The following is a 21,864-nucleotide window of genomic DNA, read 5'->3' on the forward strand; positions in this document are numbered from 1 at the left end:
CGGGTTCCCAGCCGACACCGGGTTCCCGTCCAGCGTGCCGCGCGCTCCGAATGGTGTGATGACAGCACTCGACCGTTCTGACACCTAGGAGCCCCATGCCGCGCCGCGCCCTCGACACGACCGTGCCCGACCTCACCGGACGCCTCGCCGTCGTCACGGGGGCCAACAGCGGCCTCGGCTTCGGCCTCACCGGCCGGCTCGCCGAGGCGGGCGCCGAGGTCGTCATGGCGGTGCGCAATCGGGAGAAGGGCGAGGACGCTCGTACGCGGCTGCTCGAGCAGCATCCCGCCGCGACGCTGCGCCTGCTCGACCTCGATCTGGCCTCGCTCGACAGCGTGCGCGCCGCGGCGCACTCCCTCCTGGAGGAGGACTGCCCGATCGACCTGCTGATCAACAACGCCGGCATCATGGCCGTGCCGGAGCTCGAGCGCACCGAGGACGGCTTCGAGCTGCAGTTCGGCAGCAACCACCTGGGTCCGTTCGCCCTCACCGGCCATCTGCTGCCCGCCCTCGTGCGCGCCGAGGCACCGCGTGTGGTCTCGACGAGCAGCCTTGCCGCGAACGCCGGCCGCTGGCAGTGGGAGAACCTGAACGCGGAGCAGGGCTACAGCGCCTGGGGCGCCTACGGCCTGTCGAAGCTCGCGAACCTCTCCTTCGCCCGGGAGCTGCAGCGCCGCAGCGACGCCCACGGGTGGGGGCTCCTGAGCACCGCCGCGCACCCGGGCGGCACCCTCACGAACCTGCAGACGACGGGCCCGCGGCGCGGGGTCGCGCCGAGCAAGCGCCGCCAGCGCCTGGCCGCCCGCATCATGCAGACGGTCGATGTCGGCATGCTGCCGTCCCTGTACGCGGCGACGAGCCCCGACGCCGAGCCGGGCGGCTACTACGGCCCGAAGGGCTTCCTCGAGGTGCGCGGCGAGCCGGCACGAGCGCGCATCCCCCGCGCCGCCCGCGATCGCGCGGCCGAGGCCCGCCTCTGGGCGGTCTCGGAGAGCCTCACCGGTGTGCGCTTCGTGGAGCAGGTGCCCGCAGTCTGACCGTGCGCGCCGCGGGCCTGACAGACTGGCCCCATGGCTGAACCGTTCGAAGGTCGTGTCGCGGTCTACATCGACTTCGACAACATCGTGATCTCCCGCTACGACCAGGTGCACGGTCGCGGCGCATGGCGCAAAGACAACGTCTACCGGCTCCCGGCGGGCCTCACGGGCGCGACCGACGAGATCAAGGACAAGCTGCGGCACGCCGAGGTCGACATCAGCGCCATTCTCGACTTCGCGTCGAGCTTCGGCACGATCGTGCTCTCGCGCGCCTATGCGGACTGGTCGATCGGCGTCAACGCCGCCTACCAGGGCCAGCTCATGGAGCGCGCCGTCGACCTCACGCAGCTCTTCCCCGCGACGCAGCAGATGAAGAACGGCGCCGACATCCGCCTCTCGGTCGACGTCGTCGAAGACCTCTTTCGCCTGCCCGACATCACGCACGTCGTCATCGCCGCGGGCGACAGCGACTACATCGCGCTCGCGCAGCGCTCCAAGCGCCTCGGCCGCTACGTGGTCGGTATCGGCGTGGCGGGCGGCACGAGCAAGAGCCTCAAGGCGGCGTGCAACGAGTTCGCCGACTACGACGGTCTGCCGGGCATCCGCCCCGCGTCGCGCATCGCCGCCGACCTCAGCAGCGCGGTCGAGGCGGAGGACGGCGCGAAGGATGCGGCCGAAGCCGCCGACACCGACGATTCTGCCGACACCAAGCCCCGCCGTCGCCGCGCGACGAAGCCCGCCACCACCTCAGCGCGCACGACGCAGGACGAGGCGACCGGTCTGCTCGTGCGCGCGCTGCGCCTCGCCCATGAGAAGGACGACAGCGACTGGCTGCACAACTCTGAGGTGAAGAAGCAGATGGTGCGCCTCGACCCCGCCTTCAACGAGAAGGTGCTCGGCTTCTCGTCGTTCAGCGCGTTCGTCAAGTCGCGCGAGGAGGTCGCCGAGCTCGACGAGAGCTCGCAGAACCGCCGAGTGCGCCTGCGCGACTAGGGCTCAGGCATCGCACGCGACTCGAAAGCCCATGTGGGTTGTCGAGGAATCACGGCTCTGCCGCGTGCGGGCGGCGGGGCGGTATCGCAGGCAGTACTCCGGTGCGCACAGGTGCGAGCCTCTGGCCTGACCCCAGATTTTCGGTCCGTTCGTTATGAGAGTCGTCTTGTTGCCCCGCTCGTCGGGGAGGAAGACTGGATTCATCATGACCACGAGAAGGCGCCGGCACACGCCGGAACAGATCGTTCGCAAGCTCGGCATCGCTGACCGTGTCCTGGCCGATGGCGGCGACGTTGCAGCTGCCTGCCGGGAGCTCGGCGTGTCGGAGCAGACCTACTACCGGTGGCGCAACCAATACGGCGGCCTGAAAGCAGAAGACGCGAAACGGCTCAAAGAGCTCGAGAAACAGAACGCGACCTTGAAGCGACTGCTGGCTGAGGCGGAGCTGGAGAAGGCGGCGTTGAAGGAGCTGGCAGAGGGAAACTTTTAGGCCCGGGCAGACGCCGCGCCGCGATCCGTCACTTGCTGAGCGTGTTCGACATCAGTGAGCGGATGGCGTGTCGTCTGGTCGGGCTGAGCAGATCGGCCTGGCGCCGACCCTTGGTCTCGGAGACCTGCGCCGACCCAGACGCTGCATTGCGGACGTGGCTGCGAGCGTGGGCGAAGACTCATCCTCGGCGCGGCTACCGCAACGCCCACGCCGACGCCGTCGGTGAGGGCTGGGTGGTGAACGTCAAGAAGATCCAACGGCTCTGGCGTGAGGAAGGCCTGCGGGTGATCGTGCGTCGTCGCCGCAAACGCGTCGGCGCCTCCACCGCTGAACCTATCCCGGCTGACGCGCCTAACACGGTGTGGGCGGTGGATTTCCAGTTCGATGCCACCGAGAACGGTCGCAACCTGAAGATCGCCTCGATCATCGATGAGCACACCCGCGAATGCGTCGGCGGGCTCGTGGAGCGCTCGATCACCGCCGACCGGCTCGTGGACGAACTGGAGCGCATCGTCGCCCACCGTGGCCTGCCGACTGTGTTGCGGTGCGACAACGGGCCCGAGTTCGTCTCCCAAACCCTCGCCGACTGGGCGAACGACTCGGTGGGGATCTCCTACATTCCGCCGGGCCAGCCGTGGCGCAACGGCTACGTGGAATCGTTCAACTCCCGCATTCGCGACGAGTGTTTGAACCTGAACAGTTTCTACAGCCTGCACCATGCCCGGGTCGTGATCGGCGACTGGAAAAGGGACTACAACCATGGCCGTCGCCACTCCGCGCTCGGCTACCGGACCCCGGCGGCCTATGCTCGGGACTGCACGCATCGAAACCCGTGACGACTCCCAAACGGCGTGGACCGAAACACGGGGTCAGGCCACCTCCCTTGGCGACGCGCGAGCGGGCGGTAGCGTCGACCGACACCTGCGGCGAGCACTCGCACGTGGAGGCGTGGTGGGCATCCGTCCACGCGGTCGACGTCCACTCCCACACGTTGCCGGTCATGTCGACGAGCCCGAACCCGTTGGCGGGAAACGTGCCCACGGGAGACGTTCCCCGCCACCCGAGCGCGCCGGTGTTGCGCCACGGGAAGTTTCCCTGCCACGTGTTCGCCTTCAGAGACCCGACGTGTTGCGGCTCCTCTCCCCACGCAAACGTCGCACCGTCGAGACCCCCGCGAGCAGCAAATTCCCACTCCTCCTCGGTCGGCAGTCGAGTGTTGGACCATGCGCAGTACGCATCGGCATCGTCCGCGGAAACCTGGACAACCGGATGGCTGCCTTTGCCCTCGACGTCAGAGCCCGGCCCGAAGGGACTCCGCCAGCACGCTCCAGGAACCCATCGCCACCATAGGCGCCAGTCCCTGAGGTCGACGGGGCCCGCCGGCGGCGTGAACACGAGGGAGCCAGGCGAGGTGTCCAGACCGGGAGCGTCAGGGAAATCTGCGGGATCAAGCGTCCTCTCCGCCGTCGTCACGTACCCGCTCGCATCGACGAACTCTGCGAACTGGGCATTCGTGACCGGGGTTCGACCGATGCGGAAGCCCGCGACCTCGCGCTCCACGACTGGGCTCTCTTCGGGATAGAACGATGCCGATCCCATGCGGAACCATCCCCCCTCTATCGCGACCAGGTCGGCACTCACCACGGGGCTCCCTGGCCGACGAGGACGAATCCGAGGGCGGCGACACCGAGAAGGAGCGTGACAAGGCTTACCGCCGCCACCGCGCGGCCGCTTGCGTACACGGCAGGAGCGCCGGAAACGAGCGCACGCGCGGCCGTTCGGTACCGGACGGACGTGGCGGCATACGCCGCGACGGTGAGCGCGAGTGCGGGCAGCCCGATCCACAGCGCAACGGCGGGGTCGAGAATCTCGCTGTACCTGATTGCGAGCGCCAGCCCAACGGCGAGCGTGAGACATGTTCGCCGCCACGCGAGCAACGTGCGCTCCGCCTGAAGGCCCGTGTCGACGACGGCAGTCACGTGAGAACGCTCCCGATGATGATCGCGATGATGGCGAGGGAGGACCCGATCGCGATGACTCCCCCGATCGACATACCGGGCAACGGGCGCGACACGCGTATTGAATCCCCCCGGCGTGTTCGGAGAGCGTATTGCTGGTGTCAGCCCGCTTGTTCGAGGGGCTCGGTCAGAGCATATTCGAGCTGCTCCAGTTCGATCGGGGTGAGGTCATCGATCGAACTGTGGATGCGTTCGGTGTTAAACCACTGCACCCAGTCCGCGGTCGCGGCCTCGACCTGATCGACGTTTCGCCAGGGCCCTTCGTGATGGATCAACTCGGTCTTATAGAGTCCGATCTGGGACTCCGCGAGGGAGTTGTCGTAGGCGTCGCCGACGGATCCAACCGAGGGGTCGATGCCTTCCTCGATCAGGCGGTCGGTGAAGGCAATGGACGTATAGACGCTGCCGGCATCGGTGTGATGCGTCAGTCCGGCGAAGTCGGCGACGCCCTCGCGGCGCCTGGTCCAGAACGCCATCTCCAGGCAGTCGAGCACCAGCGGCGTCGTCATTCTCGTCGCCGCCCGCCAGCCCAGGATGCGGCGGGAGTGAACATCGAACACGAACGCGACGTAAACCCATCCGGACCACGACCACACGTAGGTGAAGTCAGCGACCCAGAGTTGGTTCGTGCGGAACCTGGCGAAATGCCGATCGACAAGGTCGGCAGGTCTGGTCTCGCGCGGGTCAGCATCGACCGGATTGGTGCGTTTCCCACGTCGCACGCCAGCGATGCCGAGCTCGCGCATGAGGCGCTCCACCGTGCAACGGGCAATGTCGTGGCCCTCGCGGCGCAGACGCAACCAGAGCTTCCGAGCGCCCAGCACGCGCCGTTGCCGCTGCCAGCAGCCCAGCACGATCGGCTTCCACCGCTCATCGGACACCTGCCGCGCTGAGGGTCGACGCTTGCGGGCGTCATAGTAGGTCGATGGGGCGATCTTCACCTCATGCTGGGTGAGCACGGCGCAGATCGACTCGACACCCCATCGCAGGCCACCATCATTGCGGTCCTTGTGGTCGGTGATGAACGCGACTATCGCTTCGCTGGCCGGTCGAGTTCGGCCGCGAAGAAAGCCGAAGCCGCCTTCAATATCTCGTTCGCCCGCCGCAACTCGGCGTTCTCTCGTTTGAGCTTCTTGATCTCCGCCTGCGCCTCGGTGGTCACCCCCGGCCGTTGGCCGACATCGACCTGCTGCCGCCGAATCCAGGTTCGGACCGTTTCGGGCGAGCCGATGCCGAGCATGCCGGCGACCGCGGTGATCGCGGCGTGCTCGCTGGGATAGTCAGGCCGCACCTCGGCGACCATGCGGACTGCGCGCTCACGAAGCTCGCGCGGATACTTGTTGGGTCGTGCCATGAGACTGATCCTTCCAAGGAATCGAGTCTCCGAACACGCCGGGGGGATTCATATGGCCTTCTCTGTAGAGGCCCACGATACCCAGGCGTGCACGCTGCCCACGAGCCCAAGGGCAACGAAAATGAGCGCCGCCGCCAGTCGCCACCCGCCTTGGATCGGCGCGTCAAGTACTTCGAGTGCGACGCCCGCGAGCATGAGTGCCAGCGCGGTGCGCACCCAGGAGAGGAACGTGCGCTCGTTCGCGAGCGAAAAACGCGGATCGGGTTCACCGCCAACCGAGAACACTCGGCGGGGAAACCGCCTCGGCGTCGGCTCAGGCAAGGCGGGCGGGTACGGGCTGGCTCGGGTGCGGCTCGTCGCCCAGTTGACGCTGGGCGTTCCACATGGCTACTTCGAGGCGCTCGCGGATCTCGCGGTAGGCCGGGTCGTGGGCGACGTTGCGCACCTCGTCGGGGTCCGTCTCCAGGTCGTACATCTCCCACTCGGGCGGGTAGCTGAACCTGCCGGTGCCGGGGATGTCGAGGCCGTCGTTGTAGAAGTAGATGAGCTTGTACCGGTCGTCGCGGTAGCCGTAGTGGGCGGGCGCGCGGTGATTGATGTCGTCGTTCTCCCAGTACCGGTAGTACATGCCCTCGGCCGGCGGCAGGGCGTCGACGCCCGTCAGGTCGCCCCAGAAGCTTCTGCCCTGCATGCGCGGGTGGTGCTCAACGCCCGCCGCGTCGAGGATTGTCTGCGCGAAGTCGACGTTCGTCACGATGCCGGAGTGCACTCCCCCGGGGGGCACCACACGGGGGTAGCTGAGGACGAGAGGCATGCGCAGCGCCTCCTCGTACATGAAGCGCTTGTCGAACCAGCCGTGCTCGCCGAGGAAGAAGCCCTGATCGCTTGTGTACATCATGAGCGTGTCCTCGAACTCGCCGCGCTCACGCAGCCAGTCGGTGAGGCGGCCGACGTTGTCGTCGATCGATGCGACGCACGCGAGGTAGTCCTCGAGATAGCGCTGGTACTTCCAGAGGCACTCCTCCTCGTAGCTGAGGCCCTCCGGTACGGGCACCTTGAGGTCCTCGGTCGACAGGTACTCGGCGATGCGCATGGTCGCGCGACGCGTCGCCGAGGAGCGCCCTTCGAGGTCGTCCCAGAACGTGGTCGGCACGGGGACCGGGTCGGTGTACATGCCCGCGTGCGCTTCGTCGGGTTCCCACGGCCGGTGGGGCGCCTTGTGGTAGACGAGCACGCACCAGGGGTCGTCGCCTTCGAGTCCCTCGACCCACGCGGTGGCGAGGTCGGTGATGATGTCGGTCGCGTAGCCTTCGACGATGCGCACGCCGTCCTTCGACAGGAACTGGGGGTCGTGGTACTCACCCTGGTCGATGAGCACATCCCAGTAGTCGAAGTTCTCGGGGTTGTGGCCGTCACCGTCACCCATGTGCCACTTGCCGACGATCGCCGTGCGGTAGCCGGAATCGCGCAGCTGCGAGATGAAGGTGGGCTGGCTCGCGTCGATGTGGGTGAGCAGCGTCTTGACGCCGTTCACGTGCGAGTACGTACCGGTGAGGATGGATGCTCGGCTCGGCGTGCACAGCGCATTGGTCGCGAAGCAGTGCTCGAAGCGCGTGCCCGCCTCGGCGATCTCGTCGATGCGGGGCGTGCGGTTGATGACCGAGCCGTAGGAGCTGATCGCGTGCGAGGCGTGATCGTCGGTGAGGATCATGACGATGTTGGGTCGTGGTGCGCTGCTGGGCATTCCCGGGGTGCTTTCCTGTTCGGTGGTCAACGGCCGTCATCCGGTCGCAGTGCGGAGAGATCGATGGGCTCCCACTGCCGGGACTCCACGGATGCGTAGGCGGCATCGATGACCGCGTTGTCGATGTATCCGTCAACGAGAGTCTGGCGCGGTTCGACGCCGGCCGTGAAGCATTCGACGAAGTGCGCCATCTCGGCGTGGTAGCCGTAGGTGAAGGGCTCTTCGGCGACTGGTGTCATCCACCCGGTGTCCTGACCGGCCTTCTCGAGAACGTAACCGGCCGAATTGCCTGCGAACGCTCGGACGCCCGTCGAGCCGGTCTCGTCGGTGCTGATCCAGCCGTGCGTGCCCTGGATCTCGTTGCGCACGTCGAGGCCGGCCTGGTGGTTCCAGCCCGCCTCGACCTGGGCGATGCGACCGTCGGCGAATCGCACGATCGCGATGCCGTGGTCCTCTGTCGTGACGTCGTCGCGGGTGAGTCGATCGGCCCACGCCATCACTTCAACGGGGAGGGTGTCGTAGCCGATGAACCAGCGCCCGATCGCGACGCAGTGGCAGCCGAGGCCGCGCAGCGGCCCGCCGCCCATGCGCTCGGCATTCCGCGCGTGCTCGTGCGGGTGCCCGTGCGCCTCGCGCGCTCGCACGCTCGTCACGCGGCCGATGGCCCCGGCGTCGACGAGTTCCTTGGCCTTCACGAGCCCCGGGGCGAAGACCTCGGTCTCCGCGTATCCGTGCCACACCCCGGCAGACCGCACGGCGTCCAGGCACGCGACCGCCTCGCGAGAGTTTCGCCCGAGCGGTTTGGTGACCACCAGGGCCTTGCCCGCCGCGGCGATCTCCCGCACGGCCGCCACATGGAGATCGTGCGGGAGCGCCACGACGACGAGGTCGACGAGGTCGCCCTCGAGGAGGTCCCGCAGAGAAGGGACGACCGTCGGGATGCCGTAGCGCTCCGCGACGACCCGCCCCTTCTCCGCGTTCCGTGCCGCGAGAGCGCTGACCTCATGACCGCGCACGTGGCGCAGCGCTCTCAGGTAGAAGTCGGCCACGAATCCCGCGCCGAGCACACCGATCCGCACCGGCGAGGGGATCCGTGCCGCGCTCATCGGTTCAGAGCCTCCATGGCATCGCCGAAGAGCTGCGTGTTGACGAACCGGTCGGGGTCGCCGGGCGCGTCGAGGCGGCCGAGCTCGAGGAAGAGGTCCTGCAGAGCGACGAAGCGCTCCACCGTCAGGCCCGACTCGTTGTCGGCGAGGATCTGCTCCGAGCTCCACCACTCGAGGTTGTCCGCCTGACCCTGCAAACCCTCGACGGGAGTGCCCGACTCGGCGGACGCCCACTCGACGACCTGCTCGGTGTTCTCGATGCGGTAGTCGTTGACCTGCGCCCACACCTCGAGGAAGCGGGAGACCGCCTCGGGGTTGTCGTCGACGGCCTGGTTCGACGCCACCCAGCCACCGACGAAGGCGGTCTCGGGGAAGTCGCGGTTGTTGGCGATGACCTCGGCGTCTGGGACGTTCTCGAAGATCTGGTCGCTCAGGGGCGAGAAGATCGCAGCGACGTCGATCTGCCCGGCCACGAAGGCGGACACGACGTTCGGCGGGTCGAGCGGAACGCGCTCGATGTCGTCCATCGTGAGGCCCGCCGACTCGAGCGCGAGCGTCAGGATCATCTCTCCGGAGCCGCCGTCGGGTACACCGACGCGCAGGCCCGCGAGGTCCTCGGGACTCGTCGCGCCCGATGCGGGCGACGCGATGAGCGAGTCGCCGTACGTGCTCTCGTTGGGGACGATGACCGTCGCCTGGCCGGACATCGGCAGCCACATGGCGCCGCCGCCGATGTAGCCGATGTCGAGGGACCCGGCCGCCATGGCCTGGATCTGGGTGGGGCCGTTGGTGAACGGGATGAGCTCGACGTCGATGCCGGCCTCCTCCCACAGTCCGAGCTCGTTCGCCGTGACGATGACGCCTACGCCGTTGATGCTCGTGTCGATGTAGCCGACCGTGAGCGAGACGCGCTCACGGTCGTCACCGTCGGTGCTAGGGGCTTCCTCGGCGGGCGCCGAGCACGCGGCGAGCGTGATCGCCGCGGCAACGGCGAGCGCGCTGGCCGCCGTCTGTCGTGTGGTGATTCTCATGGCTTCCTTGCCTTTCGATCTGGTGATGGGTTCAGTCGCGGTGGTGCACTCCGCGCCACACTCGGGCGCGAATGTCGGCGAACTCCGGCGACAGTCGGAGCTCCTCCGTTCGGGGGTAGGGCAGCGGGACGTCGACGATCTCGCTGATCCGACCGGGTCTGGGGCTCATCACGACGACACGACCGGCGAGGTACACGGCCTCGTCGACGTCGTGGGTGATGAAGACGATCGTGCGGCGGTCCTTCTGCCACGTCGCTAGCAGCTCGTCCTGCATCTGCACGCGCGTGAGGGCGTCGAGCGCGCCGAACGGCTCGTCCATGAGGAGTACAGAGGGGTTCACGGCGTACGCGCGCGCGATCGCGCAGCGTTGCTTCATCCCTCCCGAGAGCTCCTTGGGTAGGGCATTGGCGAAGTCGGCGATGCCGACGAGGTCGAGGTAGTGCAGCGCCTTCTCTCGGCGCTCCTTGCGACCGAGCCCCTGCAGGCGCAGGCCGAACTCGACGTTCTGGATCGCGGTGAGCCAGGGGAACAGGGCGTACTGCTGGAAGATCACGCCGCGGTCGGGGCTCGGCCCCTTGACGGGCGCCCCGTGCACGACGACATCGCCGCTCGTGGGCTCGAGGAGCCCGCCGATGAGGTTGAGCATGGTGCTCTTGCCGCAGCCGCTCGGCCCGACGAGGGTGATGAACTCGCCCTCGGCGACGTGGAGGCTGATGTTGTCGAGGCTGACGACCCTCCCTCGCGAGCTCGAGAAGACCTTCGTGACGGAGTCGACTTCGATCATGGCGCTCATGCGCGGACCTCCTGCCAGGCGGTGAGTCGGCGTTCGAGGAGCAGGAGCGCTCGGTCCATGACGAAGCCGAGGAGCCCGATCATGACGATGCCGACGACGATGCGGTCGGTCTGCAGGAACTGCGCCGCGCTCTGCATCATGCGCCCGAGCCCGGTCGGGGCCGCAATGAGCTCGGAGGCGACGAGGGTGGCCCAGGCCGAGCCGAGGGCGACGCGCATGCCGACGAAGATGAAGGGCGTCGAGGCGGGGACCACGACGCGGGCAAAGATCGTGAGATCCTTCGCGCCGAGCACGCGAGCCGCATTGATCATCGTGATGTCGACGTTCCGGACTCCCTGGAATGTCGCCAGTACGCACGCGAGGAACGCCGCGAGGAAGATGACGAAGATCTTCGCATCCTCGCCGATTCCGAGGATGACGATGACGAGCGGGATGAGGGCGAGCGGCGGTACGGTCCGGAAGAACTGCACCCACGGCTCGACGAGTCCCCGGGCGAGCCAGTACCAACCCATGAGGAAGCCGGCGGGGATCGCGACGGCGACGCCCAGGCTGAAGCCGAGCAGCACGCGCGCGAGACTCGCCGAGGTGTTGGCCCACAGCGAGCCGTCGAGGATCGCGCTCCACCCTTCGATGACGACATCGAGCGGTGTCGGGATCAACGGGTTGCCGCCCCAGGCTGCCCCGGCGTACCAGAGCGCGATGCCGAGTACCAGCGTGAGCAGGTAGAGCCCGAGCAGGGAGCGCTCGCGTCCTTCGCGGCTCGGCCGTGACTTGGCGGTCTTCGCGTCATCCGAGCCGATGAGCTCTTGCGACTGCACGGTCATCAGCTCGGTTCCTTCTTGTACTCGGCAGGAGGTGCTGTGGTCGTCATCGTTTGTGTCCTTTTCGACGGGGGTGGTCAGACATAGAAGTACCGCTCGAGTGCCGAGGTCGCTCCCCCGAGGACGCCGGCGTCCATGCCGAGGCTTGAGGGCTCGATGCGCACCGAGGGGCGCAGGAGGGGGAACACCGCGCGATTGGTCGTGGCGGTCACGCGCTCGAAGAACGCGTCGGGCACGGCAGCGAGTGCACCTCCGAGCAGGATGAGCTCCGGGTTGAGCAGGTTGACGAAGGCGGCCAGGCCGTGGGAGAGCATCGCGACGATCCGGTCGATGGCCTCGCGGGCACTCTTGTCGGTCTCCGCGGCGTGCCACATCGCGGTGAGCGGGTTGCCGTCGGACTCGTCGAGGCCTAGGGCCGTCGCCTGCTCGCGGAGCGCGCGCTCCGAGAGCACCGTCTCGAGACAGCCGGTGCTGCCGCAGATGCACGATGCGCCGTCGGCGACACCTTGCAGGTGGCCGAGCTCGATGGCGCCGTGGACGCCGCCGGAGAAGGGCTGGCCGTGCACGACGAGGCCGGCTCCGAGGCCGGTGCGCAGGTAGACGAAGGCGACGCTCTCGCAGTCCTGAGCCACCCCGAAACGGTGCTCGGCGAGCGCCATCGAGCGCACGTTGTGGTCGACGCGCACGGGCAGCCCGATGAGCGGCTCCATGATGTCGGCGACGGGCACGTCGCGCCAGTCGAGGTTGATGGGTAGGAGGATGCGCCGGCCGGCGGCGTCGACAGGCCCCGGTACGGCGATGCCCACGCCGATGACGAGCCTCGAATCGATCTGCGAGGCCTCGATGAGCGTGCTCACCGCCTCCGCCGTGGTGGTGATGACCTCGTGGACGGGCGTGGCGATGTCGTAGGCGAACGCGTGCTGGTCGTGGGTGCTGCCGAGCACATCGACGAGGCCGAGCTGCACCGAGCCGATGCCGATCTGGACGCCGACGACGTAGTACGACTCGGCGTTGATCGAGACCTCGGTGGCGGGCCGGCCGAGCTTGCTCGGCGAGACGGGGTTGCCCTCGACGAGCACGTTCTCGTCGATGAGCTGGTTGACCGTGCGCGTGATCGTCGTCGGCGACACACCGGTGCGGCGCGCGATCTCGATGCGAGGGAGCGGCCCGGCGTCGCGCAGGAGGGCGAGGACATCGCCGCGCTGGGTGCGCGTCTCGTCGGTTCGTGCCGGGGCTTCATTGCTCACATGGAGAAAATAAATGACGAGAGGGCGCGTTGTCAAGTACGGAGGTGAAGAAGCAGATGGTGCGCCTCGACCCCGCCTTCAACGAGAAGGTGCTCGGCTTCTCGTCGTTCAGCGCGTTCGTCAAGTCGCGCGAGGAGGTCGCCGAGCTCGACGAGAGCTCGCAGAACCGCCGAGTGCGCCTGCGCGACTAGGGGCGACCGAGACGACAACGGGCCCCTCGCTACCCGAAAGCGAGGGACCCGTTGCGCACGTCCCGGACCAGGTCACGGGACGCTCGTGGAGAGCGACGCCGCTACGGGCGGCCGCCCTTCCCGTTGCCCGGCCCCCCGGGGCCCGAGGACTGCTGGACGTCGTCGTCCCCCGACGACTCGTCATCGCCGTCCTCGGCGTCACCAGCGCCCTCACGAGCGCTGCGGTTCTCGTCGCGCAGCTCGCGCGCCTGCTCGGAGACCTTCTGACCGAACTCGGCGCCGACCTTGTCGGGGTCCTGCGCGTTCTCCGACACCCAGGAGCCGAACTCGTCGCTGCCGACCGGCAGATCCTCGGCGGGCTCCTCCGTCGTGCCGTCCTCCGGCGCCTCGTCCTCGAGCGGCGCCTCCTCCTCGAGCGGCGCCTCGTCGACGAACTCCTCCACGGTCTCGACGGTCGACACGACCGAGTCGAACGACTCCTGAAGCGGCCCGGGCAGTGCGCCGGCGGCGCCAGCAGCGCTCACTCCGACCACTCCGAGGGCGAGAGCCCCTGTTCCTGTCGCGAGCTTCGCCGCGATCCCCCATCCTGCGAGTGCTGTCAGCATCCTCTTGATTCCCCCTGGTGATGTGTCCTCCGCAGAAACCCCCACGGCCTGCGGTGCTGCGAGTCGCTCCCGCAGCGCAGCGGTTGGCTGCGGTGCGGGAGCGTGGGCCACGATGCGCATCTCCTCGACGGCGCGCGCGAGCGCGTCGAGGTCGGGCCGGCCCGGAAGGCTCTGCCCGGCCAGCACTCGCTGCGCCTCGTCGTGGGTGATCCGTCGTCGTGTCATCTCACTGCTCGCTATCGTCTGGGCCCGCCGCAGGGGTACGGGTCTCGCCGAGATTCTTCGCGAGCCTCGCAAGCGCGCGGCGTTGCAGCGCCTTCACGGCGCCCGTTCGCTTGCCGAGCACTCCCGCCACCTGCTCGACGGTGAGGTCGGCGACGATGCGCAGCACCATGACGTCGCGCTGATCGGCGGGCAGCCCGTCGAGGAGGCGCAGCGCCGCCGCGTCGCCCAGGCGGGCGGTCGCCTCGTCCTCCGCACTGGATGCCCGGCGCGGGTCGCTCGCCACGCTCAGCTGCTCGGTCTCGCCTCGGCGAGACCGCATCCTCAGCTCGTCGACGAGGCGACGGTAGGCGACGGAGAAGACAAAGGAGCGAAACGCGGCGGCGTCTCCACGGAAGGCGCCGAGCCGGTCGAAGACCGTCAGGAAGACCTCGCTCGTGAGGTCGTCGGGCTCGCGCGAGCCGCGAGCCGTGAGGAACGCGGCGACAGCGGGCGCGTGCCCCTCCCACAGCTCGCGGCAGGCCCAGGGCGCTCCGGCCTGCGCCGCGGCGAGCACAGCGTCGAAACTCGAGTCGGCCGGAGTCTGGGGCACGCGCGTCACCCTAGCGAGCGGGTGGGCATTCGCCGGTCAGCGCGCGCCGAGCACCTCGTCGGTCATCCGCACGGTGGCGAACTCGCCGTGCAGGTTCGCCGCGGTGACGCGCGCGAGCTCGGCGGCGGGGATCGTCGTACCGTCGAGGTCGGGCGCGTCGAAGGTGTGGGAGGCGTCGAGCACGAAGGTCGTGTCGTAACCGAGGTTGCCGGCCATGCGCGCCGTCGTCTCGCAACACTTGTTGGTCTGGATGCCGCAGACCACGACGCTGCCGATGCCCCTCGCCTGCAGCCACGCGTGCAGGTCGGGGGCGCCGTAGAAGGCGGAGTTGACGGTCTTGCTCACGAGCAGGTCGTGCGCGCCGTCCACACCGGGCTTGAGGGCGTTGCCCGGCTGCCCCGGGCGCAGCGGCGAGCCCTCGCTCACCGAGTCGTGGCGCACGAGCACGACCGGGTCGCCCGCGTCCCGCCACGACCGCAGGAGGGCGAGGATGTTCGCCTCGCAGTCGGGATTGTCGCGCGCACCCCAGCGCGGGTCGTCGAAGCCGGTCTGCACGTCGACGACGATGAGGGCGGGCCGGGCGGTCGCGGGCGTGGAGGGCATGGGGCGAGCCTAGTGCGGCCCGTTTCCTGAGCATCCGCCGACCGTGGGGCTGAACGCGGGCTGAGCGCACGCCCCACGCGCGCGCTGCCCTGCCTAGCGTGGAGGCGTCCGACCGCACCACCACGACGACACCGATTACAAGGGGGAACCACCATGGCTCATGACATCAGCGCTCATGACATCACCGGCAAGACCGTCGCCTTCCTGCTCACCGACGGCTATGAGGACAGCGAGCTGACCGAGCCGTGGAAGGCCGTCACCGAGGCCGGCGGCACCGCCGTGCTCGTCTCGCCCGCCGGCGCCTCCGTCGAGGGCAAGAAGGGCCACAGCCAGTCGGTCGACCAGCCCGTCGCCCAGGCCGACGCCGACAGCTTCGACGCGCTCATGCTGCCCGGCGGCGTCGTCAACGCCGACCACCTGCGCATGGACGCCGACGCGGTCGCGTTCACGCGCGCCTTCTTCGAGCAGCACAAGCCCGTGGGCGTCATCTGCCACGGCGCGTGGATTCTCATCGAGGCCGACGTCGTGAAGGGCCGCGAGCTGACCAGCTACCCGAGCCTGCGCACCGACCTCCTCAACGCCGGCGCCGAGTGGGTCGACGAGGAGGTCGTCGTCGACGCTGGGCTCGTCTCGAGCCGCACCCCCGACGACCTGCCCGCGTTCTGCGCGAAGCTCGTGGAAGAGGTCGACGAGGGCGAGCACGCCGGCCAGACCGCCTGACGACCGCGACCCTGGCGACTGTCTGAGGCGCCCTCGACGACTGCCCTCTAGGCTGGGCGGGCACCTCCGCTCGCCGGGGGCGTGAAGCCTCTGCGAGACGCCCAAGGGAAGGACCGCACCGCATGATCTTCCGCCGCAAGTTCGAGACCACCCCTGCCGAGGACGAGACTCCGCGCACGTCGCTGCGCGAGATGTGGACCGACCGTCTGGGCGCTCTCAGCACGCGCAGCCTTCAGATCCTCCTCGTCATCACGCTCACGGCGCTCATCGTGTACGCGATGGTGCAGTTGCGCATCGCGGTCATCCCGCTCCTGCTGGCGATCATCATCGCGGCGGCGTTTAGCCCCGTCATCCGCTGGATGCGCGCCCGCGGGCTGCCTGCCCTCGCCGCAGCGTGGATCACGCTGCTGGGCTCCCTGCTCATCCTCGGCGGCATCGTCACCGCGATCGTCTTCGCCGTGCGCAGCCAGTGGGCCGAGCTGTGGGAGCAGGCGCAGACGGGCTTCGATCAGCTCATCGAGTTCGTGCAGGGCCTGCCGCTGCCGCTCGACACGATCGACTTCGACGAGCTGAGCGACCAGGCGATCGACTTCGTCACGAGCGCCCAGTTCGGCTCCGGCGCCCTCTCCGGCGCCGTCGCGGTCGGCGAGTTCGTCACCGGCTTCCTGCTCTTCCTCGTCATCCTGTTCTTCTTCCTCAAGGACGGCGACAAGATCTGGGCGTTCTTCCTGCAGCCGCTCAAGGCGAAGCAGCAGGCTCGCGGTCAGCGCGTCGGCCGCACCGCGGTCACGACGCTCGGCGGCTACATCCGCGGCACCTCGATCGTCGCCCTCGTCGACGCGGTCGGCATCGGTGTGGCCCTCTGGATCCTGGGCGTGCCGCTCGCGCTCCCCCTCGCGGTCATCGTCTTCATCGCCGCGTTCATCCCCATCGTCGGTGCAACTGTCGCGGGAGCACTCGCGGCTCTCGTCGCCCTCGTCGCGGTGAGCCCGTTCGTCGCGCTCGTCGTCGTCATCGTCGTCATCGCCATCAACCAGCTCGAGGGCAACCTGCTGCAGCCGGTCGTCATGGCGCAGTCGCTCAAGCTGCACCCGCTCGTGATCCTGCTCGCGTTGAGCGCTGGGACGATTCTCGGCGGCATCGTCGGCGCCGTCCTCTCGGTGCCGATCGCGGCGACCGCGTGGGCGATCGTCAAGACGTGGGACAAGCCCGACTGGCAGCTCGAGCAGCCCGCGCCCCGCCGCAAGGCCGCGAAGGGCTAGCGGCGCCGAGCTAGGGCGCCTCGCCTGCCCGGGTCTCCAGCTGCGCGACGGTGCGCAGGTTGCGCGCCGTGCCCACGACGTCGAGGGCGCGCAGCAGCCGGTCGGTGCTGAGCGTGGCCTTGCCTGCACCCTGCGCGAACCGCACGTGCAGGTGGTCGCCGACGACGGCCCACTCGTCGTCACCGGACTCGACGGCCTGCGCCGCGTCGACCGCCGCGGCGGCGGGCACCGCGTCGAGGAACGTCACGTACGAGCGGGCGGGGTCGTCGACATCGAGGGGATGCTCGAGCAGAGCATCCCGCAGCTGGGCGGGCGTACGGTGCAGAACCTCCCGGTCGAAGCCGTACCGGAGCCGCACGGCGGCGCGCAGCTCGTCGGCGAAGGCGCCAGGGTCGCCCGGCGGCGTGGACAGCAGGTTGCCGGAGGCGATGTAGGTGCGCACGTCGGTGGCACCCAGCTCGGTCGCGAGAGCGCGCAGGTCAGCCATCGGCAGCTTCGCAGTACCGCCGACGTTGACGGCTCGAAAGAGGTAGACGTCGGTCACGCCGCCCAGTCTGCCCCGTTCACCGGGTGGGACGCGAGGGGCACAGCGCGAGGTACAGCACCGCGAGCATGATGAGCCCCGCGTACTCGTTGAGCGCGGCGCCCGGCGCCGTGCCGAGAGTCTCGAGAGGCTTGAGGGTCGCGGAGACGAAGCGCAGCACGGGCTCGACGGCGAGCGCGAGAGCCATGAAGGGCACGAGCCCCCGGTAGCGCGCGACGAGCACGATCATCACGATGGCGAGCAGCAGCTGGATGGCGCCCCACTGGCCGAACATGGCGACGATGTTGTCGGCGCCCTCCACGCTCAGGTCGACGGAGGCGATCGAGCCCGCCCCGCCGTCGGGCGCGAACAGGTGGATGGCCGAGCGCACGGCGACGAGCAGCAGGTAGGCGGCGAGCAGCCACGTGGCGAGGCGCGGGCCGTGGAAGGTCGCGGGGTCGGCGGGCAGGAGGCGGGAGAGGTCGGGCACCCAGCGGGTCGGGAGCACGCGCGGGCGGACAGGTGAAGCGGTATCGGGTTCGCTCATGAGGCCATTCTGCTGAGGTCAGCGGCGCGCGGCGGCGATTCTCGGCGGCTTCATGGGCGCACGTCGACGAGCTCGAGGTGCACGCGGGCCACGGATCCCACGCTCAGGTTCTCGGCCTCGCGCACGGCCTTCTTCATCGGCAGGATGTACGCCTCACGGCTCGAGTCGGGAAAGACGCTCGTCGCCCACTGACTGCCACCCACCGTCACTCGCACGCGCACGCTGCCGAAGCCGCGCGTGAAGCCCTCCATGCGGGCGGCGATCTCGTCGCTCACGTCGACCGGCACGGTCACGAAGTGCCAGGCGGCCTTGCCCTCCCACTCCCAGAGCTCGGCGGTGAAGTCGTACGCGATGGCCATGCGACCAGTCTGCCCTCCGGCCCCGTCACGCGTCGGGCGTCCACTCCCCCTCGCTCCACAGCACGCGCCGCAGCACGGGACGCTCGATAGCGCTCCACAGGCTGCTCATCGCGAGGTAGATCGCGGCGCCGAACGGCACGATGAGGGCCGGGATGATGGCGATGAACGGCAGGATGCCGAGCATCGGGGCGACGGCGGCGGGAATCTCGGGGTTGGGCAGGCCCTGCTGGAGCATCCGCATGGCGCGCCGTTGCAGCAGCCCCGAGAGGGTCAGCAGCACGATGACCGACGCCGTGAGAACGATCGCGCCCGCCCCGCCCGTAACGACGGCGAGGCCGAGAGCCTCGCCGAAGCCGACACCGAGCAGCTCTTCGACGCGCAGCGGGTTGGGCTCCCCCGCGATCGCCGGGCTGGCGAGCACGAGGTAGAGCAGCGAGACGATCGGCGCTTGCGCGAGCATCGAGCCGAAGCCCGCGACGGGCGAGACGCCGGCGTCGCGATAGAGCTCCATGGTGCGGCGCTGCAGCTCCTCCGGCTTCTTCTTCCATCGGGTGCGCAGGGCGGCGAGGGCGGGGGCGAGCCGGCGACGGGCGCCCTCGGCGCGCACCATGCGCACATCCAACGGGATGAGCAGCGCGCGCACGACGAGGGTGATGAGCACGACGGCGAGGGCCGCGGCGCCCGCGCCGGCGAGGGGCTCGAGCAGGTCGACGAGCTCGTGCAGGCCGGCGGCGCCGAGCTGCACGAGGGGCCCGATGAGGGGCCAGGTGGTGATGTCCATGAGGGGTCTCCGAAACGGTCGAGGGCGTGCGGGGGCGTGGGGCCGCCGCATCCCTCGCGCTCAGAGAGCTCGAGCGGGGGTGCGTGGTGAGGGCAGGTGCGGGTCTGCGCTCAGGCGGCCGGGAGGGCCGCGCCGGGAGCGCGCGCGAGGGGCCGCCCCGCCGTCAGAGGATGCGCAGGCTGCGCCTGCTCGCCGAGCGACTCGCGGTGGGCCCGCGCACGGCTGCCCACGGCGAGCTCGACGTGTGCGGCGGGCCGCACAGCCGCGCGTGCGAGGAGGGTGAGGCTCGCGGCGAGCAGCACGCCCGTGGCGAGCGCCGAGGCCGTGTCGAGCGGCGAGGCGTGCCCGAGCGCGAGGGCGACGAGCAGCGCGCCACCGCCCGCGAGGGCGAGACGCTGCAGCTGCTCGATCATGCGGTCATGCTACTGCGCACCCCTATGGCCTCGCCGTGCGCGCGAGGCGTGCCATCCTGAAGCGTGCACCCCGCGCTCTCCGACCCGAAGATCAACGCGCCGCAGTGGCCGTGGCTGCGCCTTCTGGCTGCCGCGGGCATCGTCTACGCGGTCCTCTCGGTGCTGAACCGGCTGGGCCGCACGCTGTCGAACGACGGCGTCACGGCCTTCGTGTACATGGCGGGCATCGGGGCGGTCGTCATTCTGCTCGTGGTACTCGCCTTCACGGCGCACGCGGTGCGCACCCTGCGTGCCCTCGAGGCGACCGTGCCGCCGGAGGGCCCTGACCGGATGCTCTTCCCCACCTTCGGCTTCGGCACGACCGGCATACGGCTCATGGCGGTCGACGGCGCGCAGGCCTCGCCGCGCGGACTCTGGGGCTGGAAGCTCGTCGAGGTCACGCCGCACGGCGTGCACGTGCACAGCCACCCGAAGCACCAGGACGAGGCGCGCTTCTTCGCCGCCTCCGAGATCGAGGATGCCGCGCTCGGCGCCATCACCGACGGCATGCTGCGCGTGCCCACCCTGAACCTCGCGGTCGACTCCGCGTCGGGGCCCGTCGGCGTGCCGCTCGGCCTCCTGCGGCACCCGCTCGCCGTCATGAGCGGTGAGGAGCGCGAGGGCGCGCTCGCGCGGGCGCGGGCGTTGCTCGGAGTGCCGCGCGAGTACTAGGCGCCCCCACCTCAGGGGGGTGCCGCTCGTAAGGTCGGCACGATCAGGCGCGCGAAGGGTCTCGAGTTCAAACAGGTGCTGCTTGGGTGCGTGGCCAGGGAGTCGCTCGCACCCGCTGTCGAGGGGCTCGACGATGGGGTCCGCGAGCGCCGCGAGATCGAGCGGCGAAGTTGAACGTCGGCATGGCCCGCGCCCGCGATGGGTTGTGGGTTGGGCGTCGGCAATCCGCGGAGTAATCCCAACCCGCAGGTATGGTGAAGCACATTGCACTGAGGAGGCGTCATGAAACCGTCGAGCGTCAACGAAGCCGCTTGGCACGCTGCGCGGCTGATCCCGACATCGGGAATCAACGGCGCCGAAGAACAGGAGCGGCGGGCGACCTCGGCTCTGCTCGCCGTCCTCTCCTCGGTTCGCGAGTACGGCAAAGCCATCACGCAACCGCTCGGCGCTCCGTCGTCGACACTCGAGTGCTTCATCGAGGTTCCGTTCCAGTTGGGGGATCGCCGGCTCTACCCAGACGGCCTTATCCGCGCGAAGCGTGGCAGCAAGTCTTGGACGGCACTGGTCGAGGTCAAGACCTCCACCAACAAGCTCGCGCCGCAGCAACTCGAGGACTACCTCGAAATCGCGCGCGAGCATGGATTCGATGCCGTGATCACGATCTCAAACGAGATCCCCGCGACCCCCGGCACCCACCCGACGACGATTGACGGTCGCAAACTGCGCAAGGTCGGGCTCCACCACTATTCATGGTCAGAGATCCTCACTGCAGCGGTAATGCAAAAAGAACACCGTGGGGTAGCGGATCCTGATCAAGCCTGGATTCTGGGCGAATTGATCCGCTATCTCGAGCATCCGAAATCCGGCGCCATGTCGTTTGAAGACATGGGCGAGTACTGGGTGCCTATACGCGAAGGGATATCGGCAGGCACCTTGAGGGCATCCGATAAGGGTGTCGCGGAAGTAGTTGCGCGTTTCGACGCGCTCATCCGCTTTGCGGGTCTCGAACTCGGACGCCAGCTGGGTTCAGAGGTCCTCCCCGTCGTCCCCCGTGCTGAGTTGGCTGACCCGAAGTCGCGCGTGACCCGACTCGTGTCTGACTTGGTCAAGTCAGGGCAGATGTCGGCTGACCTTCGGATTCCCGGCACCGTCTCCGACATGACAGTGACGGCCGACTTGCGAGCGGGCTCTGTCTTCTGCTCGTTCACAGTTGATGCTCCGAAGGAGGGCAAGTCGACCACTCGAGTGAACTGGCTTCTTCGCCAGCTCCGAGCTGCGAGCGATTCCATTCGCGTGGAGGCCATTCCGCAACGTGCTTCAGTGGGTCCAACGGAACTCCTGAGCAAGGCGAGAGAAGACTCTTCGACGCTTGTCCCGGACTCTGGGCGTGAGATCAAGTCATTCATCGTCACGGTTCAGACGGCAATGGGCGCCAAGCGGTCTGTGGGTCGTGGCGGCTTCATCGACTCGGTGATGTCCTGCGTGAACACGTCCTACTCCGAAGTGGGACAGGCCCTGAAGGTCTGGTCGGCAACTCCCCCTCGGCTCCGCACGGTGACGGTGGAGGTCGAAGAGGGCATCGATGCGACGTTGCCCTCAGGGGCGCTGTCGTCGCAAGACGAGGAGTAGTTCGCACCACGCGAAGCCCTCGCCAACGTAGACAACGGCCAGTAGACCACATAGGTGGGGAGCTATTCGAGA

The 21,864-nt window shown here is 68.8% G+C and carries 24 protein-coding genes and 3 pseudogenes; 8 read left to right on the forward strand and 19 right to left on the reverse strand.

Going from position 1 to position 21,864, the window contains the following annotated elements; translation table 11 throughout:
• Window positions 1-95: 95 nt before the first annotated feature.
• Complete coding sequence (locus tag HUJ41_RS08900) at window positions 96-1,037, forward strand: SDR family oxidoreductase (RefSeq protein ID WP_179872269.1); 942 nt, start codon at window positions 96-98, stop codon at window positions 1,035-1,037.
• A gap of 33 nt (window positions 1,038-1,070) precedes the next feature.
• Window positions 1,071-2,030 carry an NYN domain-containing protein gene (locus HUJ41_RS08905; RefSeq protein ID WP_179872270.1) on the forward strand — a complete coding sequence of 320 codons (960 nt, stop codon included), beginning with the start codon at window positions 1,071-1,073 and terminating at the stop codon, window positions 2,028-2,030.
• Window positions 2,031-2,033: 3 nt separating this feature from the next.
• Here HUJ41_RS08905 and HUJ41_RS12790 read toward each other — a convergent pair.
• A pseudogene (locus HUJ41_RS12790) lies at window positions 2,034-2,150 on the reverse strand (formylglycine-generating enzyme family protein); the annotation flags it as partial.
• A gap of 85 nt (window positions 2,151-2,235) precedes the next feature.
• Between HUJ41_RS12790 and HUJ41_RS08910 the strand changes: the two are divergent.
• Window positions 2,236-3,381: pseudogene (locus HUJ41_RS08910) on the forward strand (IS3 family transposase); the annotation flags it as partial.
• A gap of 21 nt (window positions 3,382-3,402) precedes the next feature.
• On the opposite strand, the pseudogene HUJ41_RS08915 reads toward HUJ41_RS08910, so the two are convergent.
• From HUJ41_RS08915 to HUJ41_RS08960, 10 genes and pseudogenes are all read right to left on the reverse strand, one after another.
• Window positions 3,403-4,164: pseudogene (locus tag HUJ41_RS08915) on the reverse strand (SUMF1/EgtB/PvdO family nonheme iron enzyme); the annotation flags it as partial.
• On the reverse strand, window positions 4,158-4,499 hold the full coding sequence (locus HUJ41_RS08920; RefSeq protein ID WP_179872271.1) for a DUF202 domain-containing protein: 342 nt from the start codon (window positions 4,497-4,499) through the stop codon (window positions 4,158-4,160). The gene HUJ41_RS08920 and the pseudogene HUJ41_RS08915, both read right to left, overlap by 7 nt.
• Window positions 4,500-4,639: 140 nt before the next feature.
• Window positions 4,640-5,892 (reverse strand): IS3 family transposase gene (locus tag HUJ41_RS08925; RefSeq protein WP_179872076.1). Its coding sequence is split into 2 segments (ribosomal slippage): window positions 4,640-5,610 and window positions 5,610-5,892, totalling 1,254 coding nucleotides; the frame shifts between segments, so codons are not numbered across the junction.
• 48 nt (window positions 5,893-5,940) lie between these two features.
• On the reverse strand, window positions 5,941-6,213 hold the full coding sequence (locus HUJ41_RS08930; RefSeq protein ID WP_179872272.1) for a YidH family protein: 273 nt from the start codon (window positions 6,211-6,213) through the stop codon (window positions 5,941-5,943).
• A complete protein-coding gene (locus tag HUJ41_RS08935; RefSeq protein ID WP_179872273.1) occupies window positions 6,206-7,636 on the reverse strand; it encodes a sulfatase family protein in 1,431 nt (476 codons plus the stop codon). The genes HUJ41_RS08930 and HUJ41_RS08935 overlap by 8 nt, the downstream gene beginning before the upstream one ends.
• 26 nt (window positions 7,637-7,662) lie before the next feature.
• Entirely contained in the window at window positions 7,663-8,742 is a 1,080-nt protein-coding gene (locus HUJ41_RS08940) for a Gfo/Idh/MocA family protein (RefSeq protein WP_179872274.1), read from the reverse strand.
• A complete protein-coding gene (locus HUJ41_RS08945; RefSeq protein ID WP_179872275.1) occupies window positions 8,739-9,773 on the reverse strand; it encodes an aliphatic sulfonate ABC transporter substrate-binding protein in 1,035 nt (344 codons plus the stop codon). Before HUJ41_RS08945 ends, HUJ41_RS08940 begins: the two co-directional genes overlap by 4 nt.
• 31 nt (window positions 9,774-9,804) lie before the next feature.
• Window positions 9,805-10,566: an ABC transporter ATP-binding protein gene (locus tag HUJ41_RS08950; protein WP_218925598.1), complete on the reverse strand. Its 762-nt coding sequence runs from the start codon at window positions 10,564-10,566 to the stop codon at window positions 9,805-9,807.
• Complete coding sequence (locus HUJ41_RS08955) at window positions 10,563-11,390, reverse strand: ABC transporter permease (RefSeq protein WP_179872276.1); 828 nt, start codon at window positions 11,388-11,390, stop codon at window positions 10,563-10,565. The genes HUJ41_RS08950 and HUJ41_RS08955 overlap by 4 nt, the downstream gene beginning before the upstream one ends.
• Window positions 11,391-11,464: 74 nt before the next feature.
• Complete coding sequence (locus HUJ41_RS08960) at window positions 11,465-12,634, reverse strand: ROK family transcriptional regulator (RefSeq protein ID WP_179872277.1); 1,170 nt, start codon at window positions 12,632-12,634, stop codon at window positions 11,465-11,467.
• A gap of 29 nt (window positions 12,635-12,663) precedes the next feature.
• Here HUJ41_RS08960 and HUJ41_RS08965 point away from each other — a divergent pair, with 29 nt between their 5' ends.
• Window positions 12,664-12,825 carry an OST-HTH/LOTUS domain-containing protein gene (locus HUJ41_RS08965; RefSeq protein WP_224744430.1) on the forward strand — a complete coding sequence of 54 codons (162 nt, stop codon included), beginning with the start codon at window positions 12,664-12,666 and terminating at the stop codon, window positions 12,823-12,825.
• A gap of 101 nt (window positions 12,826-12,926) precedes the next feature.
• Here the strand turns inward: HUJ41_RS08965 and HUJ41_RS08970 are convergent, their stop codons facing one another.
• From HUJ41_RS08970 to HUJ41_RS08980, 3 genes are read right to left on the reverse strand one after another with little or no spacing between them, the layout of a single operon-like run.
• Entirely contained in the window at window positions 12,927-13,655 is a 729-nt protein-coding gene (locus tag HUJ41_RS08970) for a hypothetical protein (protein WP_179872278.1), read from the reverse strand.
• 1 nt (window position 13,656) lies between these two features.
• Window positions 13,657-14,244: an RNA polymerase sigma factor gene (locus tag HUJ41_RS08975; protein WP_179872279.1), complete on the reverse strand. Its 588-nt coding sequence runs from the start codon at window positions 14,242-14,244 to the stop codon at window positions 13,657-13,659.
• Window positions 14,245-14,280: 36 nt separating this feature from the next.
• Window positions 14,281-14,847, reverse strand: a complete 567-nt coding sequence (locus tag HUJ41_RS08980) for a cysteine hydrolase family protein (RefSeq protein ID WP_179872280.1) — start codon at window positions 14,845-14,847, stop codon at window positions 14,281-14,283.
• 153 nt (window positions 14,848-15,000) lie between these two features.
• Between HUJ41_RS08980 and HUJ41_RS08985 the strand changes: the two genes are divergently transcribed.
• A complete protein-coding gene (locus HUJ41_RS08985; protein WP_179872281.1) occupies window positions 15,001-15,567 on the forward strand; it encodes a type 1 glutamine amidotransferase domain-containing protein in 567 nt (188 codons plus the stop codon).
• Between the two features lie 122 nt (window positions 15,568-15,689).
• Window positions 15,690-16,829, forward strand: coding sequence for an AI-2E family transporter (locus HUJ41_RS08990; RefSeq protein WP_179872282.1), 1,140 nt, complete (start codon window positions 15,690-15,692; stop codon window positions 16,827-16,829).
• A 10-nt stretch (window positions 16,830-16,839) separates the two neighbouring features.
• Here the strand turns inward: HUJ41_RS08990 and HUJ41_RS08995 are convergent, their stop codons facing one another.
• From HUJ41_RS08995 to HUJ41_RS09015, 5 genes are all read right to left on the reverse strand, one after another.
• Window positions 16,840-17,373 (reverse strand): DUF1697 domain-containing protein, encoded by a 534-nt coding sequence (locus tag HUJ41_RS08995; RefSeq protein ID WP_218925599.1) that lies wholly within the window; start codon window positions 17,371-17,373, stop codon window positions 16,840-16,842.
• A gap of 19 nt (window positions 17,374-17,392) precedes the next feature.
• Entirely contained in the window at window positions 17,393-17,899 is a 507-nt protein-coding gene (locus HUJ41_RS09000; RefSeq protein WP_179872283.1) for a hypothetical protein, read from the reverse strand.
• 50 nt (window positions 17,900-17,949) lie between these two features.
• Complete coding sequence (locus HUJ41_RS09005) at window positions 17,950-18,258, reverse strand: DUF1905 domain-containing protein (RefSeq protein ID WP_179872284.1); 309 nt, start codon at window positions 18,256-18,258, stop codon at window positions 17,950-17,952.
• A gap of 25 nt (window positions 18,259-18,283) precedes the next feature.
• Entirely contained in the window at window positions 18,284-19,039 is a 756-nt protein-coding gene (locus HUJ41_RS09010) for a YidC/Oxa1 family membrane protein insertase (RefSeq protein WP_179872285.1), read from the reverse strand.
• A gap of 110 nt (window positions 19,040-19,149) precedes the next feature.
• Window positions 19,150-19,452, reverse strand: a complete 303-nt coding sequence (locus HUJ41_RS09015; protein WP_179872286.1) for a hypothetical protein — start codon at window positions 19,450-19,452, stop codon at window positions 19,150-19,152.
• Window positions 19,453-19,515: 63 nt separating this feature from the next.
• Here HUJ41_RS09015 and HUJ41_RS09020 point away from each other — a divergent pair, with 63 nt between their 5' ends.
• Window positions 19,516-20,163, forward strand: a complete 648-nt coding sequence (locus HUJ41_RS09020; RefSeq protein ID WP_179872287.1) for a hypothetical protein — start codon at window positions 19,516-19,518, stop codon at window positions 20,161-20,163.
• Between the two features lie 282 nt (window positions 20,164-20,445).
• The gene (locus HUJ41_RS09025; RefSeq protein WP_179872288.1) at window positions 20,446-21,792 is read left to right on the forward strand and encodes a hypothetical protein; all 1,347 of its coding nucleotides are present in this window, start codon (window positions 20,446-20,448) and stop codon (window positions 21,790-21,792) included.
• Window positions 21,793-21,864 lie beyond the last annotated feature (72 nt).

Origin of the sequence: Microcella indica (assembly GCF_013414345.1) — a bacterium.
In the GTDB taxonomy this organism is placed as follows: Bacteria; Actinomycetota; Actinomycetes; order Actinomycetales; family Microbacteriaceae; genus Microcella; species Microcella indica.

Coding starts and splice junctions, on each gene's coding strand:
- HUJ41_RS08970 (WP_179872278.1), bottom strand. CDS start 13,655: ATGACACGACGACGGATCACCCACGACGAGGCGCAGCGAGTGCTGGCC.
- HUJ41_RS08950 (WP_218925598.1), bottom strand. CDS start 10,566: ATGAGCGCCATGATCGAAGTCGACTCCGTCACGAAGGTCTTCTCGAGC.
- HUJ41_RS08945 (WP_179872275.1), bottom strand. CDS start 9,773: ATGAGAATCACCACACGACAGACGGCGGCCAGCGCGCTCGCCGTTGCC.
- HUJ41_RS09015 (WP_179872286.1), bottom strand. CDS start 19,452: ATGATCGAGCAGCTGCAGCGTCTCGCCCTCGCGGGCGGTGGCGCGCTG.
- HUJ41_RS08955 (WP_179872276.1), bottom strand. CDS start 11,390: ATGACCGTGCAGTCGCAAGAGCTCATCGGCTCGGATGACGCGAAGACC.
- HUJ41_RS08990 (WP_179872282.1), top strand. CDS start 15,690: ATGATCTTCCGCCGCAAGTTCGAGACCACCCCTGCCGAGGACGAGACT.
- HUJ41_RS08985 (WP_179872281.1), top strand. CDS start 15,001: ATGGCTCATGACATCAGCGCTCATGACATCACCGGCAAGACCGTCGCC.
- HUJ41_RS09025 (WP_179872288.1), top strand. CDS start 20,446: ATGAAACCGTCGAGCGTCAACGAAGCCGCTTGGCACGCTGCGCGGCTG.
- HUJ41_RS09005 (WP_179872284.1), bottom strand. CDS start 18,258: ATGGCCATCGCGTACGACTTCACCGCCGAGCTCTGGGAGTGGGAGGGC.
- HUJ41_RS09000 (WP_179872283.1), bottom strand. CDS start 17,899: ATGAGCGAACCCGATACCGCTTCACCTGTCCGCCCGCGCGTGCTCCCG.
- HUJ41_RS08940 (WP_179872274.1), bottom strand. CDS start 8,742: ATGAGCGCGGCACGGATCCCCTCGCCGGTGCGGATCGGTGTGCTCGGC.
- HUJ41_RS09010 (WP_179872285.1), bottom strand. CDS start 19,039: ATGGACATCACCACCTGGCCCCTCATCGGGCCCCTCGTGCAGCTCGGC.
- HUJ41_RS08980 (WP_179872280.1), bottom strand. CDS start 14,847: ATGCCCTCCACGCCCGCGACCGCCCGGCCCGCCCTCATCGTCGTCGAC.
- HUJ41_RS08935 (WP_179872273.1), bottom strand. CDS start 7,636: ATGCCCAGCAGCGCACCACGACCCAACATCGTCATGATCCTCACCGAC.
- HUJ41_RS08905 (WP_179872270.1), top strand. CDS start 1,071: ATGGCTGAACCGTTCGAAGGTCGTGTCGCGGTCTACATCGACTTCGAC.
- HUJ41_RS08900 (WP_179872269.1), top strand. CDS start 96: ATGCCGCGCCGCGCCCTCGACACGACCGTGCCCGACCTCACCGGACGC.